The sequence below is a fragment of the Wocania arenilitoris genome, from assembly GCF_021728535.1.
Lineage (GTDB): Bacteria > Bacteroidota > Bacteroidia > Flavobacteriales > Flavobacteriaceae > Wocania_A > Wocania_A arenilitoris.
Window position 1 is genome coordinate 253,273 of sequence record NZ_JAKKDU010000002.1, and the last position, 14,371, is coordinate 267,643.

Consider the following 14,371-nt stretch of genomic DNA (forward strand, 5'->3'; position numbering starts at 1 on the left):
CTTTACTAAAGCCTAAACCCTAGAGCCAAACTTACCGCATGGGTCTTTTTTAGTTGTTCTTTTTGTGCGGTCAAACAATCTTGATTTGAGTTTATAGCCGAACGCTATTGGGGACCAGCTTGGTGTAATCTCCGTTATTTCTAATCACATCGCGTACAATAGAAGAGGCAATATATGAGGTTTGGGCAGAGGTTAACAGGAACACAGTTTCAATGGGTGCTAAATCTCTATTGGTATGTGCAATGGCTTTTTCAAATTCAAAATCTGCTGGATTTCTAAGTCCACGTAAAATAAATTCAACTTCAATTTCTTGGCAAAAATCTACGGTTAAGCCTTTGTATGATACTACTTTTACTTTAGGTTCGTCTACAAAAGCATCTTCAATAAATTTTATACGTTCATCAAGTGAGAACATATATTTTTTATCGGCATTTATGCCAATAGCCACTATTATTTCATCAAAAAGTGTAACACCCCGTTTAATAATATCGTAGTGTCCTAAAGTTAGTGGGTCAAAAGACCCTGGAAATATAGCTCGTTTCATAAATATAAAATTACAACTTTTATTTCAAAGCTTCTTCAATAGCATTATCAAATAAATCGGGGAGTGATATTCCAGCTGCCGCAGCTTGTTGAGGCAAAATACTTTCTCTTGTTAATCCAGGAATGGTATTTATTTCTAATAAATGAGGTTCACCATCTTTAAAAATATATTCGCTTCTGCTAAAGCCTTTCATTTTTAAAATTTTATATACTTTTTTGGCTATGGTATTTACTTTTTCTTCTAGCTCTTTACTTAAACGAGCTGGTGTAATTTCTTGAGATTTACCTAAGTATTTTGCTTCGTAATCAAAAAAATCATTTTCGCTTACAATTTCAGTAATTGGTAATACTTTAGTTTTTCCTTTATATGTAATAACACCAACAGAAACTTCTACACCATCTAAAAACGATTCAATAATTATTTCGTTATCTTCTTTAAAAGCCACATTAATAGCGTTTTGTAAATCGTCCTTTTTATGCACTTTAGTTACACCAAAACTACTACCAGCTTTATTAGCTTTTACAAAACATGGTAAGCCTACTTTGGTTACTATTTCGTTTTCATTTATAGTGTCTCCTAAGTTTATATAATACGATTCGGCTGTTTTTATGCCGTAAGGTTTTAAAGTACTTAAACAATCTCGTTTATTAAATGTTAAAGCTGCTTGATACATGCCGCAACTGGTGTAAGGTATATTTATTAAATCAAAGTAGCCTTGCATAAAACCATCTTCACCAGGAGACCCATGTATAGCATTAAACACACAATGGAATGTGATTTTTTTATTTTTAACAGTAACGGAAAAATCATTTTTATCAATGGGAAATTCAACATCATTTTCATCAACATAAACCCATTTATTTTTAAATATATGAATACAATATGCATTGTATTTGGACTTGTTTAAAGTCTCAAAAACTACATTTCCGCTTTTTAATGAGATTTTGTATTCACTTGAATACCCCCCCATAATAATGGCAATATTTTTCTTCATTGATATTTAAATAATTTGTCTGTCAGTCTAAAACTTACAATAAAACGTATCTATATTAAGTTAAGCTAAAATATCATATATATTGCAAAAGAAAAAACAGTTCTGTTTTTATATATTTGCGTATCGAAAATTACAATACATGAGCATTATTAAATTTCTTGTAAGTAAAACATTTTTAAAACAAATTTTATTGGTTATAGTAGCGTTAGTTGTTTTTTGTTTTTTAATGTTACAATGGTTAAAATCGTCTACCAATCATGGTAATTTTGAAACTGTTCCAGACCTTACCGGGAAATCTATAAGTGTTGCTAAAATTGAGTTAGAGGAAAATGATTTAGTCATGCAAATTCAGGATTCGGCCAATTTCAATCCTAATTATCCTAAGTTTTCGGTGATTGAACAAGATCCACCAGCAGGAGCTAAAGTTAAAGAGAATAGAAAAATTTACATTACCTTAAATCCATCAGGTTACAGAAAAGTAAGAGTGCCTAATTTATTAGAAAGTACGTTAAGGCAAGCAAAACCAACTTTGGAAGCTCTAGAGTTTAAACTTGGTAAGCTTACTTATGTTGATAATATAGGTAAGGATATTGTACTAAAAATGCAGCATAAAGGCAAAATTATTCAAGCAGGAGATATGTTGTCGAAAACCGAAAAAATCGATTTAGTTCTTGGAAATGGGAGACGCCCATCAGCAAAGAATTAATTACAGGTTTCTATACGCATTTATTCAATAAAATGAAAGATTACGCACCACAATTGCCCGATGAGGATAATTTATACGAGCACTATGCTTTTACTGTAGATAAAGGTCAAGCACCGTTGCGTATAGATAAGTATTTAATGAATTTTGTTGAAAATGCTACCCGAAACAAAATTCAAGCTGCAGCCAAAAACGGAAGTGTTTTTGTTAATAATCAGCCTGTAAAATCTAATTATAAAGTAAAACCTTTTGATGCTATTCGGGTTTTGTTCGCACACCCACCTTTTGAAAACTTATTGGTTGGAGAGGATATTCCGTTAGATATAGTTTATGAAGATGACACCCTTTTAGTTGTTAATAAACCAGCAGGAATGGTAGTGCATCCAGGTCATGGGAATTACTCAGGCACTTTAATAAATGGACTGATTTATAGATTTGATAATTTACCAAATAACTCAAGCGAGCGCCCTGGTTTGGTGCATAGAATTGATAAAGATACCAGCGGACTTTTAGTGGTTGCAAAAACCGAAAAAGCGATGACACATTTGTCGTTACAATTTGCCGAAAAAACTAGCGAGCGCGAATACTTTGCTTTGGTTTGGGGTAATGTTGAAGAAGATGAAGGAACTATTGAAGGTAACATTGGGAGGCATCCAAAAAACAGATTACAGAACACTGTTTTTCTTGATGATGAAGCCGATAAAGGCAAACCTGCTATTACTCATTATAAAGTTTTAGAGCGTTTAGGTTATGTTACATTAGTGTCTTGTAAACTAGAAACAGGTCGAACACACCAAATACGTGTACACATGAAACACATTGGGCATACCTTATTTAACGATGCCCGCTATGGTGGAGAGAAAATATTAAAAGGGACAACATTTACTAAGTATAAGCAGTTTGTTGAGAATTGTTTTAAAGTCTTACCACGACAAGCATTACACGCCAAAACATTAGGTTTTATGCATCCAAAGACAAACGAATTTATGCGTTTTGAAACACCAATTCCAAGCGATATGTTAGATTGTATTAAAAAATGGAAAGGATATTCAAAACATATAGAATCGTAAGTTTAGTTTTTTACAACTTCTTGATGAATAGCGTCTAATAAACTATTTTTTTGTTGCGTATCGTTAGTCAATTGCCAAAACATAATACCTCCTAAATCATTTTTCTTAACGTATTTTGTTTTTAATTTAACCGATTCTGGATCATCATAAGATATAAATATACTATCCTTTGCATTATATAAATATGGTGCTTTTGCAATGGTATCCCAATACCTAACAAAACCGCCTTTGTTTTCGTATTTATCTCGAATATTAGCATATTTTGCCCAACCTACCCAGACACCTTTATTTTTTTGATATAACCCATTGTTTTCTGGAGCTACACCTTTCCATCCTCTACCATAAAAAGCACCCCCAATAACAATTTGTTCTGGTTTAACACCTAAATTTTTACAATATTCTACTATGCTTTCAGCTGATTTTGGATTTCTTTTTTGTTTACTATTACTTATTGCTTCATAAGCGGGTGTGCCTTTTAAATCGTTTAAAGTAAAAGCTCCTAAATTAGTATGATGTCCTGTAAATAAGGAACCGCCACCTGCTAAATCATAAGTCATAATATTCATGTAGTCGGCATATTTCATTACTTCTAAAGTTTCAATATGGTCGTAATAACGTTCCCAACCAGCAGAAGCAAAGGTTAATGTCATGTCCTTTCCTGTAGCATCTAAACCTTCCCTTAATTCTTTCATTAAAGCCGTAAAATTTTGAGTATCTTCTTTTCTAAACGTGTTTCCTGCTCCTCTCATGCCTGGATACTCCCAATCCATATCTGTACCATCTAAATCGTATTCTTTTATAAAATCTATGGTGCTTTTTACAAATTTCTGTCTTAATTTAGGATTGTTTGCCATATCTGAAAATCCTGCACAACCGCCCCAACCACCACAAGCAATCATAACTTTTAAATGCGGATGTTTCTTTTTGTAAGCAACTAAGTCTTTTAGTTTTTGAGAAGACAATTCATTCTTAAACTTCATTTCATTGTCTATCACTTCTGTAAAAGAGAAGATAATGTGCGTTAATTTTTCAAAAGGGATGCTTTCTAAAGGATAATTTTTAGAAGGGACATAATACGCCATTACGGCTAATTCTTTTTTTTCTTTTGAAGAACAAAAACTAAAAATTAGTAATGAACTAATAAGTACGAGTGAGATTTTTAAAGCTTTCATAATGTTTTATATTTAGCTATGGGTTATATAAGATAGAAATATATTTTATAACAAGGTTTTGTATAAAATTGCATTCGTATGATAATACCATTTCTTATTTGAAATGTTAAAATTTAAGGGTGTCATTTTTATTGGCAAAAAAATCATAGAAAGATATAGCTAAATCAACGTAAAATGACATTAATATATTGAACAAAAAAACCAAATTTATTCGTTAAAAATTATTACCATAGTAATTGCTATGTCTCAAATTTTTGTCTAAACCTTTGATTTTTTTCTTTAAGAATGTACCACATTGTTAATTTCTTATATCGTTAGAGCCTGTGTTATTATTTCGACTCGGTCTTCTTTTTGAATTATTTCTGTTTGGATTAGAATTTCTTTTATTATTTCTAGAATTTCGAGAACGATTTTGACCTTGTTTTATTGGTTCGGTAGAAGCATTCGGGTCGGGTTCGAAACCTTCAACAATTTCAACGGGTAATTTCATGCCTACCAATTTTTCGATATCGCGTAAATATGTTGTTTCGTCTGCGCTTACTAAAGATATGGCTTCACCACTTGCGCCTGCTCTTCCCGTTCTACCTATCCTGTGCACATAATCTTCAGAAATATTAGGTAACTCAAAATTTATAACATGTGGTAGTAATGGAATATCTAAACCACGAGCGGCAATATCTGTTGCTACTAAAACACGTACTCTTCCATTTTTAAAGCCTGCTAAAGCTTTGGTTCTTGCACCTTGACTTTTATTACCATGTATAGCTGCTGCAGTAATATTTGCACTAACCATTTTTTTGCAAAGTTTATTGGCGCCGTGTTTGGTTCTTGTAAAAACCAATACCTGTTTCCAATTATCGTCTGAAATTAACTTGATTATCAAATTGGTTTTTAAACCTTTGGCAACTCTGTAAACTTTCTGACTTATGGCATCAACTGTTGAATTTTCGGGAGTAGTTTCGACTTGTACGGGGTGATTTAAAATACCGTTTGCCAATTTTCTAATATCTTTTGAAAACGTTGCCGAAAACATTAAATTCTGACGTTTTGAAGGCATTAATTTCATGATACGCTCAATATCTCTTAAAAACCCCATGTCTAGCATTCTATCGGCTTCATCTAAAACCAAAATTTCTATGCGTTTTAAAGATAGTAACCCTTGATTTTCTAAATCAATTAAACGGCCTGGAGTTGCTACTAAAATATCTATACCTTCACGAATAGTTGCTACTTGTGGTTTTTGATTTACACCTCCAAAAATAACAGTACTTCTTAAATTTAAAAACGCGCTATACTCTCTAACATTAGCATAAACTTGGGCTGCTAATTCGCGTGTAGGTGTTAAAATTAAAGCACGAATGGGTCTGTATTTTGCTTTTGGGTTGTTAGAAAGGATATGTAAAAGGGGCAATGTAAACCCCGCTGTTTTACCAGTTCCAGTTTGTGCAGATGCTAATACATCTTTGCCTTGTAAAATTGGTGGAATTGCTTTTTGTTGAATTGGACTGGGAGTAGTGTATCCTTTTTTGCTAATAGCTTTTAGCAAGGCTTCAGATAAGCCTAAAGAGTTAAATGACATATAAATTCTTTATAAGTACTCTTAACGAGTATTTGAGATGACAATTTATAATGCATACCATCTCTTGGGTTAGTGGCAAATGTACGTTTAATTTGTCGAGTTTTCAGCGTGTTTAAAAAAGAGTCAGGAAAAGCGCATAAGTATTACCTATTACAGAGAAGAATACGAAAGAAACAATTCTAGGGTAAACAGCAGCCGAGGACGTTATATGAAAGCCAAACGGCAAAGCACAGTAGAGCCTGTATTTGGAACCCTTACCCAGTTTATGGGGCTTAGAAAATTAATACTATTGGAATAGATCAAGCCAACAAGGTCATGCATCTCTCTGCGATGGCCTATACTTAAAAAGTACTTGAAATTCACTCAAAACCGAGTAAAAAGTGGGGCAGGAATACTTCCTTTATTGAGTTTTATAAAAACGGGATGCAGAGAAGCAAATACATTGTTTTTAAGAGTGTTTAAAAATCCAGAAATTGTGATACTCTAAAAAGAAAAGCCCCTTAAAAAGGAGCTTTTATGTTAAAATGTATGTTTTTTAGGGATTTGTGCAACGATTACTGGTGTTCTACGCAGTTTTTATTCAGCTATTCTTTTTTTCAAATCCATTCTTTCGTGTAAGATTCTTGTTATTTCAACATAATCTTCACTTAATGTTCGATAAAATATTATGTGTCGGTTTGCTTTAATTCCGAGAAGTTGCTTTGAAATTCCCTCGTACTTTTTTCCTAAATCTGGATTTTCAGCTATTTCTTCACAATTTAAAATTAATTCATCATAGTATCTGTCGGCTTGTTTTTCCGACCAAACCTCAAATGTATATTCCCAAATTTTTGATAAATCAGCAACAGCTGTATTTGTCAGTTTATATTCAAACATTCGAGTTTTTTCTCGCTTTTAGTGATTCAAGATGTTTTTTGGCGTCAAAATCGTGAGCAATTCCGCTGTTAATTCCCTCTTGGATTGCATTTTTTAAAGCAATCACTTTATTTTCTTCTTCTTCCAAAAGTCTTAATCCTGCACGAATAACTTCGCTAACGTTTTTAAATCTTCCTTCTCTTATACTACTTTGAACGAAATGGTCAAAATAATTTCCGAGTGATATTGATGTGTTTTTGTTCATTTTGATACTAATTTAATTCAAATATACCAAAATTTGGTATAGTTTCAAAATTTTCCTCAAATTGCATAGAACGGTCTCGTATAACCTCAGTTACGGGTTTATATGTTTTACTTTTCGGTTAAGCACTGACATGGAGTTGCTATCTTTATCAGGACACAAAATTTAAGAGTGTTTCTTGCAAAACAAATATTTTAGAAACACGAAAACGAAAAAACGTATTTACACAAAGAGTTTAAAGATGAAGCAGTACTTCTAAGCTATCATCGCGCTAACATTAAAGGGTTAGCAAATGAACTTGGTATAAAAGTAGAGCGCATATACAAATGGCGTACCGACCAAAAAATAAGGAATTAGGCACATCCATTTCATTAAAATCAGAAAATCATGAATTTAAACAACTCAAAAAAGCACTTAAAAACCCAGAGTTAGAACTTGAAATATTAAAAAAAGCCGTTCACATTTTCTCCAAGAACGATGGGAAATCTATCAATTTATAGGCATGTATAGAGAAAAATATCCTGTTGAGAAAATGTGTAAAGTTTTACAAGTAAGCCGAAGTGCCTATTACAACTGGTTTAATGGCAAGCCAAGCAAACGTACTTTAGAAAATGAACAGTTATTAAAAGCTATTAAAAAGGAGTTTGATTTAAGTAAGCAAACCTATGGAAGTCCAAAAATAACAGAAGCATTACAAAAAAAAGGATGAAATGTATATAGAATACGAGTGGCTAAATTAATGCGTTTGAATAACTTAAAAATTAAAGTAAAAAAGAAATACAAAGTAACTACAGATTCTAATTATAATTACAGTATATCAAAGAATCATCTAAACAGATGATTTTAAACCAAAACGATTAAACAAAACTTGGGTTTCTGACATTACATACATTAGAACCGCTCAAGGATGGTTATATCTAACCAATGTTATAGATCTCTATGACAGGCAAGTTGTTGGTTGGTCGTTAAGCGACACCTTATATGCAAAAGATACCATACTAGCATGGAAAATGGCAATATCCAAAAGAGAAATTACTGAAAATTTAATTTTTCATTCTGATAGAGGTGTACAATATGCTAGTAATGCTTTTAGAGATTGTATTAAAACAAATAAACTGATAACCCAATCTATGAGTAGAAAGGATTTGAGATTAAGAATAAAAACAAAGATTTTACTATTAAAAAGTAATGCAGTAGCAGAAAGTTTCTTTAAAAATCTTAAAAAGAACATATTTGTCATGAATGATACAAGACCAAACAACAAGCCAAACTAGCTGTTTTTGAGTATATTGAAGTTTGGTATAACAAAAAAAATTACACTCAGCATTAGGTTACAAAACACCATATGAAACTGAAATTGAATTTTATAATTTTAAACTAGCAGCATAGCTCTTAAAAAAAATGTCCAAGTTTCTCTTGCAAGTCCAACCTCTTCAAAATCTATTTTTGGTATCAGACAGCGATTAAAAAGATGTTAATATCAATTTACTTCTAGTATCAAAACTATTTTAAAAATAGGTGCATTTGCTGTTGTTCTTATAGCGATTTATTCTTAAAAAGTGTAACGTTATTTCAAAATTTGCTACCTACATATAAAGCAGCTTTTTACGATTGTTAACTTACAACTTTTGAGTTTACCTAAAGTAATCTTTTATATTTTTCTATAGCTTCTTGAATTTTTTCAATTCTGTTGTCAGGATCAGGATGAGAGCTTTGAAATTCTGGTACTCGATTTGGACCAGCTGCATCTTTTAAAATTTTCATAACACCAATCATCTCATTTGGATTATATCCTGCATCTATCATAAAATGTACACCAAGTTCATCACTTTCTAGCTCGTCTCCTCTACCATTTTTTAATAATTGACCTTGCCCAAATTGCTGTGCTAAACCTCCCATGTCTATGGCAGAACTTCCCATTGCAAGTACCTTCCAAAAGTTAGCGTTTGTAATACGCTCGTTTGAGTGTTTTCCTAATACATGACCTATTTCATGACCAAGTACACCAGCTAATTGGTCTTCATTTTGCAATTTAGAAAACAAAGCATAAGTAATAAATATCTGTCCGCCTGGTAGTGCAAAAGCATTTATTGTGTTTTCATCAGCTAGTAAATGAAATTCATATTTATAAGGAGTGTTTTTGGCAATACTACTATTAACAAGGTTGTTGCCAATTTTGTCGACCAAAGCTTGGTAGTCATTTCTTGGATGTAAACCACCATGTTGCTGTGCCATTACTGGTGCACTTTCTAGACCAATAGCTATTTCTTCTTGTGGTGATAATGAAATAGCTTGTTTGGTTCCAGTATAAGGGTTTATTTCTTCTTGGCTACATTTTCTTAAATAAGCAAAAGCGGCAATAGCTATAAAAATAAAAATCCTAATTTTAAAATTTCCTCTTCTCATTGTTGTGAATTTATAGTACTAAAATTACAAAAAAAATAACCGCAATAAATAATTTGTTCAAATTTGTATGGTACTCAGTATAAGTTTTAGACACAATTTTTTAATTAAGTCACCTTTAAAAACTAGCTCAAACTAAAATGATATACATCATAATAATCAGAAAATAATTATCTTCACATAAAAAAATAATTTATGTCATTTCAGTTTAAAATTATTGGTAAACAGTATATAAATTCTATCATTCTTTTAGTTCAAAAACTGAATGGTAATCAAGTTTCTGATGCTGTTTTAAAAGAACGTTTTTTAGAAATGTTTAATCAAAATTATGAGTGCGCTGGAGTTTTTGAAGACGAAAAATTAATTGGAATTTCCGGATTATGGTTTTGCACAAGGCATTATTGTGGGAAAAGCGTTGAATCAGACCATGTTTTTATTGACGATGATTACCGTGGAAAAGGTTTAGGGAAGCAGTTTTTTGAATGGATTTACAATTATGTAAAGTTAAAAGGCTGTGAGTCAATAGAGTTAAATACTTATGTAAATAATTATCCATCACATAAATTTTATTACAACGAAGACTTTGAAATTTATGGCTATCATTTTTTTAAAAAGCTATAGTTTTTACTTGTAATTAAGTTGTTAGATTATATATTTGTATCGTTAATGTGGGAGTAATTCATCGCATAGTTCCCCGATAACTATCGGGACAGGAGTTAGAGTGTTAGTTCCACTGGTTTAAAAAAAATAATATTAATTGCGGGAGTAGCTCAGTTGGTAGAGCGTCAGCCTTCCAAGCTGAATGTCGCCAGTTCGAACCTGGTCTCCCGCTCGAAAAAACTTCATCTTAAATGGCGAAGTTTTTTTATTTTAAATGATTTAACTGAAATCCAGATTCTACTTCGTAAGGTGTTTTATTATATTCAAAAACACGTGCTTTTAACTTGCCTTTTAATAGTATAGAATCGCCATTAACTCTCAGCCAACTACCTTCGCGTAAACCAATTACTGGAGGCGTATTGTAACTATGAAATTCTTTAATTCTTGTTTCTCGGGTTTCTCCCATGTGTTTGCTATTAGTATTTGGGTCTAAATAATGCGGATTAATATTAAATGGAACAAACCCTAAAGTATTAAAACTTGGCGGATAAACAATTGGCATATCGTTGGATGTTTTTATGGTAAGTCCGCAAATATTACTACCCGCACTTGTACCCAAATAAGGGGTGCCATTTGTAACGGTTTCTTTTAAAGTTGTTATTAAATTATTTTTATATAATTGATTAACCAAAACAAACGTATTACCACCGCCAGTAAAAATAGCTTCAGCATTTTTAATAGCTTCAATAGGGTTTTTAAAAGTATGAATACCAACTACTTTTTTATCAATTTCAGCAAATGCTGTGGCGGCTTTTTTAGTGTATTCGTTATGCGATATTCCGCTAGGTCTTGCATAAGGAATAAACAAAATTGTTTTTGCATCTTTAAAAAAGGTGCTAAGCTCATCTAACATATACTCTAAATAATCACTTCCGTGTATTGTTGATGTGCTTGCAATTATAATGTTTTTCATAACGATTTAAAATTTAATGTAAAGCTAATCAAAATTGGTTTTTAATAAAGGATTTAATAATTCATATAAAAAGATTTAATGAATACTAGTCTAGAATTAGTCTTTAAAACCTTATCTTTAAAATAAAAAAAATCATGAAAAAACTACTTGCTATTTTAGGGTTTGTTGTTTCAATAAATGTCTTTTCTCAAAATGTTAATAGAATTGAAGTTTTTGGAAGTATTATTGTTGAAGGTGATGATATTACTGGCATTACAATTTTTAACACATCTTCAAACCAAGGTACTGTATCAAATGAAAAAGGAGCATTTACATTAAAAGTGGCATTAAATGATGTGATTGAGGTTAGTGCATTACAATATCAAAATATCAGTTTTAAAGTGAATGAAGATATTATCAAGTCAAAAAAAATGAGACTTTTTTTAATTGAAGAAATAAATAAATTAGATGAGATTATTGTAACAAAAAAGGGACTCTCTGGAAATCTTAATACAGATATAGAAGCTACAAAAACATTTAAACTTAAGAATGATGATTTGTATTTTGGAATTAAAAAGAATACTAGTTATAGTTATGAAAATGATGCACTATCTAACGTTGATAATATTGCAGTTAATATGCAAAACAGATTAATGGTTAATGGGTTAAACATTGTTAATGTGGTTGATCAGTTACTACTTCCTCTATTTAGGTCTGAGGTTTCAAATAAGAAAAAATTAGGTATTCCTGATGTTCCCGTAGAGGCAATTAAATATTATTTTGGTTCAGAGTTTTTAGTTAATAATTTTAAAATACCAGAGCATCGCGTTGAAGAATTTATTCGATTTGTTGAAAGAGACGACTTCGATTTCACCTTACTTAATTACGGTAAAGAAATGGAGTTTTTAGAGCTTCTTAATAAAAAAAGTAAAGAGTTTTTAACAAAAAATTAGAAGCTGTTTTTAATTTCTTTAAGATTATAAATACGTTCTTTACCTTATAATTAAGATACTTTTGGAACGTAAATTAACTTTTTTACTAATTGTTTTATTATCTCATTCTATACATAGCCAATCCATTAGAAGAATAGGGGTAAAAGGTTTAATTTCTGCCAATAATAATGATATTGAAAACGTAACGGTTTACAATACATCATCTAATAAAGGTACTATAACAAATACAAAAGGCGAATTTATTATTAAAGTAGGTTTAAACGATATTATTGAAGTTTCTGCACTACAATTTAAAGCTGTTACAGTTAAGGTTACAAAAGAAGTTATTGAGTCTAAATTGCTAAAAATTTATTTAGCTGAACATATTAACCAATTAGATGCTGTATTATTATCATCAGGACTTTCAGGGAATTTAAATGTGGATATTGATGAAGCTGAAGAATTACCTGTAATACAATTAGATTTAGGAAACATGAATGCTTTAGAGTATTTTGATGATAAGGCTTTTGATAATAAAGTACTCAATCAGGAATTAGACAATGTAATGAATAACAACACATTTTATAATGGAATAGATTTTGCTAAAACATTTGGATTGAATAAGTTGTTAAAACGGAAAAGTAAAAGGAGCGATTGGTATAGTGATAAAGATGATAAACCTAAAGATATTTTAGATGGGTATTCGCATGAGTTTATTAGTGAAACTTTTAATATTTCTATTGAAAATGTAGAATGGTTTATCGCTTTTTTAGAAGAAAATGGCATTAAAGAAGATTTGTACAAAACCGAAAACGAAATGTATTTAATTGAGTTTTTAGTAAAGCAAAGCAAAGTGTTTTTAAAGTTGAAAGATGAAAAGCTTTAAACATTTTTCTTTTTTAATACTGTTACTTATTTTTCAAACAACAACATCACAATCTGTTGAAATGTATGGAAAAGTAGAAAGTAGTGTAAGTGTTGAAAACATTCATGTAATAAATAAAACAGCTCAAGCTTTTGCCACAACAAATAAAAAAGGCGAATTTAAAATTACGGTAAAATTAAACGATACATTAATATTTTCTTCCATTCAACATATTCCGAAAAAAATAATAGTTGGCGAAAAGCTAGTTTTAAACCAAGCGGTAACTATAAAATTAGAAGAACAAATAAATGAATTAGATGAGGTTTTGGTTGGAAAAATATTAACAGGAGATTTACTTTCTGATGTTGAAAATGCTGATGACGACGCACCAATTAATTTTTATGATGTTGGGATATCTGGATATACGGGTAAGATTGCTACACAAAGTGAAAGGCGATTGCATGAAGCTGGAGAATTTAAACCCAAAATGCTTTTAGGGCTCTTGGGTGGTGGACTTCCATTAGACCCTATATTAAATGGGATTTCTGGCAGAACAAAACAGTTGAAAGAACGCGTTAGATTAGAAGCAAACGATGAATTATTACAAAAAATTAAAACAAGCCTGTCCAAAGATTTTTTTAGCGTCTATGAGCTTGATGAAAGTTTAAGAGTAGATTTTTTCTATTTCTGTCAAGAGGATGAAAACTTCACCAATACATGCACCAACAAAAGCGATATTGAAATTGTCGAGTTTTTAAAGGAAAAACTAGTGGCTTACAAAAACAATCTTAAAACTACCAACGATTAAATTTTTGGAATGCTTTTTGAAAAGTAAATAGAAACATCAAAATACTTACTTTAGCAAAAAAAAATATGAGATTAAAAAAATATTTTTTATTCCTCTTAATAATACCATTAATAGCATTTACTTCGGTACACAAATATTATGTAAGTGTAACCCAAGTGAATTATATTAAGGAAGAATCATCTGTTCAAATAACATCAAGAATTTTTATTGACGATTTTGAAAATTTAATCCGTAATCGCTACGACGAAAGTATAACATTGGCAGGTAAAAACGAACCTAAAATTGCAAACACTTACATTGAAAACTATTTAAAAGATAAAATAAAAATAAAAATCAATAATAAAGATACAAAACTCAATTTTATAGGGAAAGAATACGACGCTGATATTATGCTTTGCTATCTAGAAATTGAAGACGTAAAAGACATTACATCAATTCAAATTACAAATCAGTTACTATTCGATTTATACAGTGAGCAACAAAACATTGTTAAAACTAAAATAAACTCTAAGCAAAAAAGCTTTTTACTTATTCTTCAAAAAGATAAAGCTTTGTTAAACTTTAATTAAAATAAAATTAAAATTCTTAAGAATTTGTTATTTTCGTGCGCTTTATTGCATTAAAAAATGAAG

The 14,371-nt window shown here is 30.8% G+C and carries 17 protein-coding genes, 1 tRNA gene and 2 pseudogenes; 12 read left to right on the forward strand and 8 right to left on the reverse strand.

The window, feature by feature from the left end; genetic code table 11:
- Window positions 1-91: 91 nt before the first annotated feature.
- Window positions 92-544: a pantetheine-phosphate adenylyltransferase gene (gene coaD / locus L3X37_RS02465; protein ID WP_237238590.1), complete on the reverse strand. Its 453-nt coding sequence runs from the start codon at window positions 542-544 to the stop codon at window positions 92-94.
- Window positions 545-563: 19 nt separating this feature from the next.
- Window positions 564-1,538, reverse strand: a complete 975-nt coding sequence (locus L3X37_RS02470; RefSeq protein WP_237238591.1) for a D-alanine--D-alanine ligase — start codon at window positions 1,536-1,538, stop codon at window positions 564-566.
- A 139-nt stretch (window positions 1,539-1,677) separates the two neighbouring features.
- Here L3X37_RS02470 and L3X37_RS02475 point away from each other — a divergent pair, with 139 nt between their 5' ends.
- Window positions 1,678-2,244 carry a PASTA domain-containing protein gene (locus tag L3X37_RS02475; RefSeq protein ID WP_237238592.1) on the forward strand — a complete coding sequence of 189 codons (567 nt, stop codon included), beginning with the start codon at window positions 1,678-1,680 and terminating at the stop codon, window positions 2,242-2,244.
- Window positions 2,245-2,276: 32 nt separating this feature from the next.
- A complete protein-coding gene (locus L3X37_RS02480; protein ID WP_237238593.1) occupies window positions 2,277-3,311 on the forward strand; it encodes an RluA family pseudouridine synthase in 1,035 nt (344 codons plus the stop codon).
- A 2-nt stretch (window positions 3,312-3,313) separates the two neighbouring features.
- Here L3X37_RS02480 and L3X37_RS02485 read toward each other — a convergent pair whose 3' ends face one another.
- Entirely contained in the window at window positions 3,314-4,483 is a 1,170-nt protein-coding gene (locus tag L3X37_RS02485) for a glycoside hydrolase family 18 protein (protein WP_237238594.1), read from the reverse strand.
- A 298-nt stretch (window positions 4,484-4,781) separates the two neighbouring features.
- Window positions 4,782-6,062: a DEAD/DEAH box helicase gene (locus L3X37_RS02490; protein WP_237238595.1), complete on the reverse strand. Its 1,281-nt coding sequence runs from the start codon at window positions 6,060-6,062 to the stop codon at window positions 4,782-4,784.
- A 109-nt stretch (window positions 6,063-6,171) separates the two neighbouring features.
- Here L3X37_RS02490 and L3X37_RS15510 point away from each other — a divergent pair.
- Window positions 6,172-6,549, forward strand: a pseudogene (locus L3X37_RS15510) (transposase); the annotation flags it as partial.
- An 89-nt stretch (window positions 6,550-6,638) separates the two neighbouring features.
- Here the strand turns inward: L3X37_RS15510 and L3X37_RS02500 are convergent.
- Window positions 6,639-6,938 carry a type II toxin-antitoxin system RelE/ParE family toxin gene (locus L3X37_RS02500; protein ID WP_237238596.1) on the reverse strand — a complete coding sequence of 100 codons (300 nt, stop codon included), beginning with the start codon at window positions 6,936-6,938 and terminating at the stop codon, window positions 6,639-6,641.
- A complete protein-coding gene (locus L3X37_RS02505; RefSeq protein WP_237238597.1) occupies window positions 6,931-7,182 on the reverse strand; it encodes a type II toxin-antitoxin system ParD family antitoxin in 252 nt (83 codons plus the stop codon). Before L3X37_RS02505 ends, L3X37_RS02500 begins: the two co-directional genes overlap by 8 nt.
- A 323-nt stretch (window positions 7,183-7,505) precedes the next feature.
- Here L3X37_RS02505 and L3X37_RS02510 point away from each other — a divergent pair, with 323 nt between their 5' ends.
- The 3 genes and pseudogenes from L3X37_RS02510 to L3X37_RS02520 all read left to right on the forward strand — a co-directional run.
- Window positions 7,506-7,679: a hypothetical protein gene (locus L3X37_RS02510; protein ID WP_237238598.1), complete on the forward strand. Its 174-nt coding sequence runs from the start codon at window positions 7,506-7,508 to the stop codon at window positions 7,677-7,679.
- Window positions 7,680-7,681: 2 nt separating this feature from the next.
- Complete coding sequence (locus L3X37_RS02515) at window positions 7,682-7,888, forward strand: IS3 family transposase (RefSeq protein ID WP_237238599.1); 207 nt, start codon at window positions 7,682-7,684, stop codon at window positions 7,886-7,888.
- A gap of 157 nt (window positions 7,889-8,045) precedes the next feature.
- Window positions 8,046-8,453: pseudogene (locus L3X37_RS02520) on the forward strand (DDE-type integrase/transposase/recombinase); the annotation flags it as partial.
- Window positions 8,454-8,817: 364 nt separating this feature from the next.
- Here L3X37_RS02520 and L3X37_RS02525 read toward each other — a convergent pair.
- Entirely contained in the window at window positions 8,818-9,585 is a 768-nt protein-coding gene (locus tag L3X37_RS02525; RefSeq protein ID WP_237238600.1) for a M48 family metalloprotease, read from the reverse strand.
- 192 nt (window positions 9,586-9,777) lie between these two features.
- Here L3X37_RS02525 and L3X37_RS02530 point away from each other — a divergent pair, with 192 nt between their 5' ends.
- Together L3X37_RS02530 and L3X37_RS02535 are read left to right on the forward strand one after the other, a co-directional pair.
- Window positions 9,778-10,203, forward strand: coding sequence for a GNAT family N-acetyltransferase (locus L3X37_RS02530; protein WP_237238601.1), 426 nt, complete (start codon window positions 9,778-9,780; stop codon window positions 10,201-10,203).
- Between the two features lie 138 nt (window positions 10,204-10,341).
- Window positions 10,342-10,414: transfer RNA gene (locus tag L3X37_RS02535), tRNA-Gly, on the forward strand.
- 33 nt (window positions 10,415-10,447) lie between these two features.
- Here the strand turns inward: L3X37_RS02535 and pepE are convergent.
- A complete protein-coding gene (gene pepE / locus L3X37_RS02540; RefSeq protein ID WP_237238602.1) occupies window positions 10,448-11,155 on the reverse strand; it encodes a dipeptidase PepE in 708 nt (235 codons plus the stop codon).
- A 134-nt stretch (window positions 11,156-11,289) separates the two neighbouring features.
- Here pepE and L3X37_RS02545 point away from each other — a divergent pair, with 134 nt between their 5' ends.
- The 4 genes from L3X37_RS02545 (at window position 11,290) to L3X37_RS02560 (ending at window position 14,308) form a co-directional block, all read left to right on the forward strand.
- Window positions 11,290-12,087 (forward strand): carboxypeptidase-like regulatory domain-containing protein, encoded by a 798-nt coding sequence (locus tag L3X37_RS02545; RefSeq protein WP_237238603.1) that lies wholly within the window; start codon window positions 11,290-11,292, stop codon window positions 12,085-12,087.
- A gap of 61 nt (window positions 12,088-12,148) precedes the next feature.
- Entirely contained in the window at window positions 12,149-12,952 is an 804-nt protein-coding gene (locus L3X37_RS02550; RefSeq protein WP_237238604.1) for a carboxypeptidase-like regulatory domain-containing protein, read from the forward strand.
- Window positions 12,939-13,739 (forward strand): peptidase associated/transthyretin-like domain-containing protein, encoded by an 801-nt coding sequence (locus L3X37_RS02555; RefSeq protein ID WP_237238605.1) that lies wholly within the window; start codon window positions 12,939-12,941, stop codon window positions 13,737-13,739. Before L3X37_RS02550 ends, L3X37_RS02555 begins: the two co-directional genes overlap by 14 nt.
- Before the next feature lie 65 nt (window positions 13,740-13,804).
- On the forward strand, window positions 13,805-14,308 hold the full coding sequence (locus L3X37_RS02560; protein ID WP_237238606.1) for a DUF6702 family protein: 504 nt from the start codon (window positions 13,805-13,807) through the stop codon (window positions 14,306-14,308).
- Window positions 14,309-14,371: the final 63 nt, after the last annotated feature.

What these genes read in the sequence shown, in the direction of transcription:
- L3X37_RS02505 (WP_237238597.1), bottom strand. Translation starts at nt 7,182, where the DNA reads ATGAACAAAAACACATCAATATCACTCGGAAATTATTTTGACCATTTC.
- L3X37_RS02500 (WP_237238596.1), bottom strand. Translation starts at nt 6,938, where the DNA reads ATGTTTGAATATAAACTGACAAATACAGCTGTTGCTGATTTATCAAAA.
- L3X37_RS02475 (WP_237238592.1), top strand. Translation starts at nt 1,678, where the DNA reads ATGAGCATTATTAAATTTCTTGTAAGTAAAACATTTTTAAAACAAATT.
- L3X37_RS02525 (WP_237238600.1), bottom strand. Translation starts at nt 9,585, where the DNA reads ATGAGAAGAGGAAATTTTAAAATTAGGATTTTTATTTTTATAGCTATT.
- L3X37_RS02555 (WP_237238605.1), top strand. Translation starts at nt 12,939, where the DNA reads ATGAAAAGCTTTAAACATTTTTCTTTTTTAATACTGTTACTTATTTTT.
- L3X37_RS02470 (WP_237238591.1), bottom strand. Translation starts at nt 1,538, where the DNA reads ATGAAGAAAAATATTGCCATTATTATGGGGGGGTATTCAAGTGAATAC.
- pepE (WP_237238602.1), bottom strand. Translation starts at nt 11,155, where the DNA reads ATGAAAAACATTATAATTGCAAGCACATCAACAATACACGGAAGTGAT.
- L3X37_RS02515 (WP_237238599.1), top strand. Translation starts at nt 7,682, where the DNA reads ATGTATAGAGAAAAATATCCTGTTGAGAAAATGTGTAAAGTTTTACAA.
- L3X37_RS02480 (WP_237238593.1), top strand. Translation starts at nt 2,277, where the DNA reads ATGAAAGATTACGCACCACAATTGCCCGATGAGGATAATTTATACGAG.
- L3X37_RS02490 (WP_237238595.1), bottom strand. Translation starts at nt 6,062, where the DNA reads ATGTCATTTAACTCTTTAGGCTTATCTGAAGCCTTGCTAAAAGCTATT.
- L3X37_RS02485 (WP_237238594.1), bottom strand. Translation starts at nt 4,483, where the DNA reads ATGAAAGCTTTAAAAATCTCACTCGTACTTATTAGTTCATTACTAATT.
- L3X37_RS02510 (WP_237238598.1), top strand. Translation starts at nt 7,506, where the DNA reads ATGGCGTACCGACCAAAAAATAAGGAATTAGGCACATCCATTTCATTA.
- L3X37_RS02560 (WP_237238606.1), top strand. Translation starts at nt 13,805, where the DNA reads ATGAGATTAAAAAAATATTTTTTATTCCTCTTAATAATACCATTAATA.
- L3X37_RS02545 (WP_237238603.1), top strand. Translation starts at nt 11,290, where the DNA reads ATGAAAAAACTACTTGCTATTTTAGGGTTTGTTGTTTCAATAAATGTC.
- coaD (WP_237238590.1), bottom strand. Translation starts at nt 544, where the DNA reads ATGAAACGAGCTATATTTCCAGGGTCTTTTGACCCACTAACTTTAGGA.
- L3X37_RS02530 (WP_237238601.1), top strand. Translation starts at nt 9,778, where the DNA reads ATGTCATTTCAGTTTAAAATTATTGGTAAACAGTATATAAATTCTATC.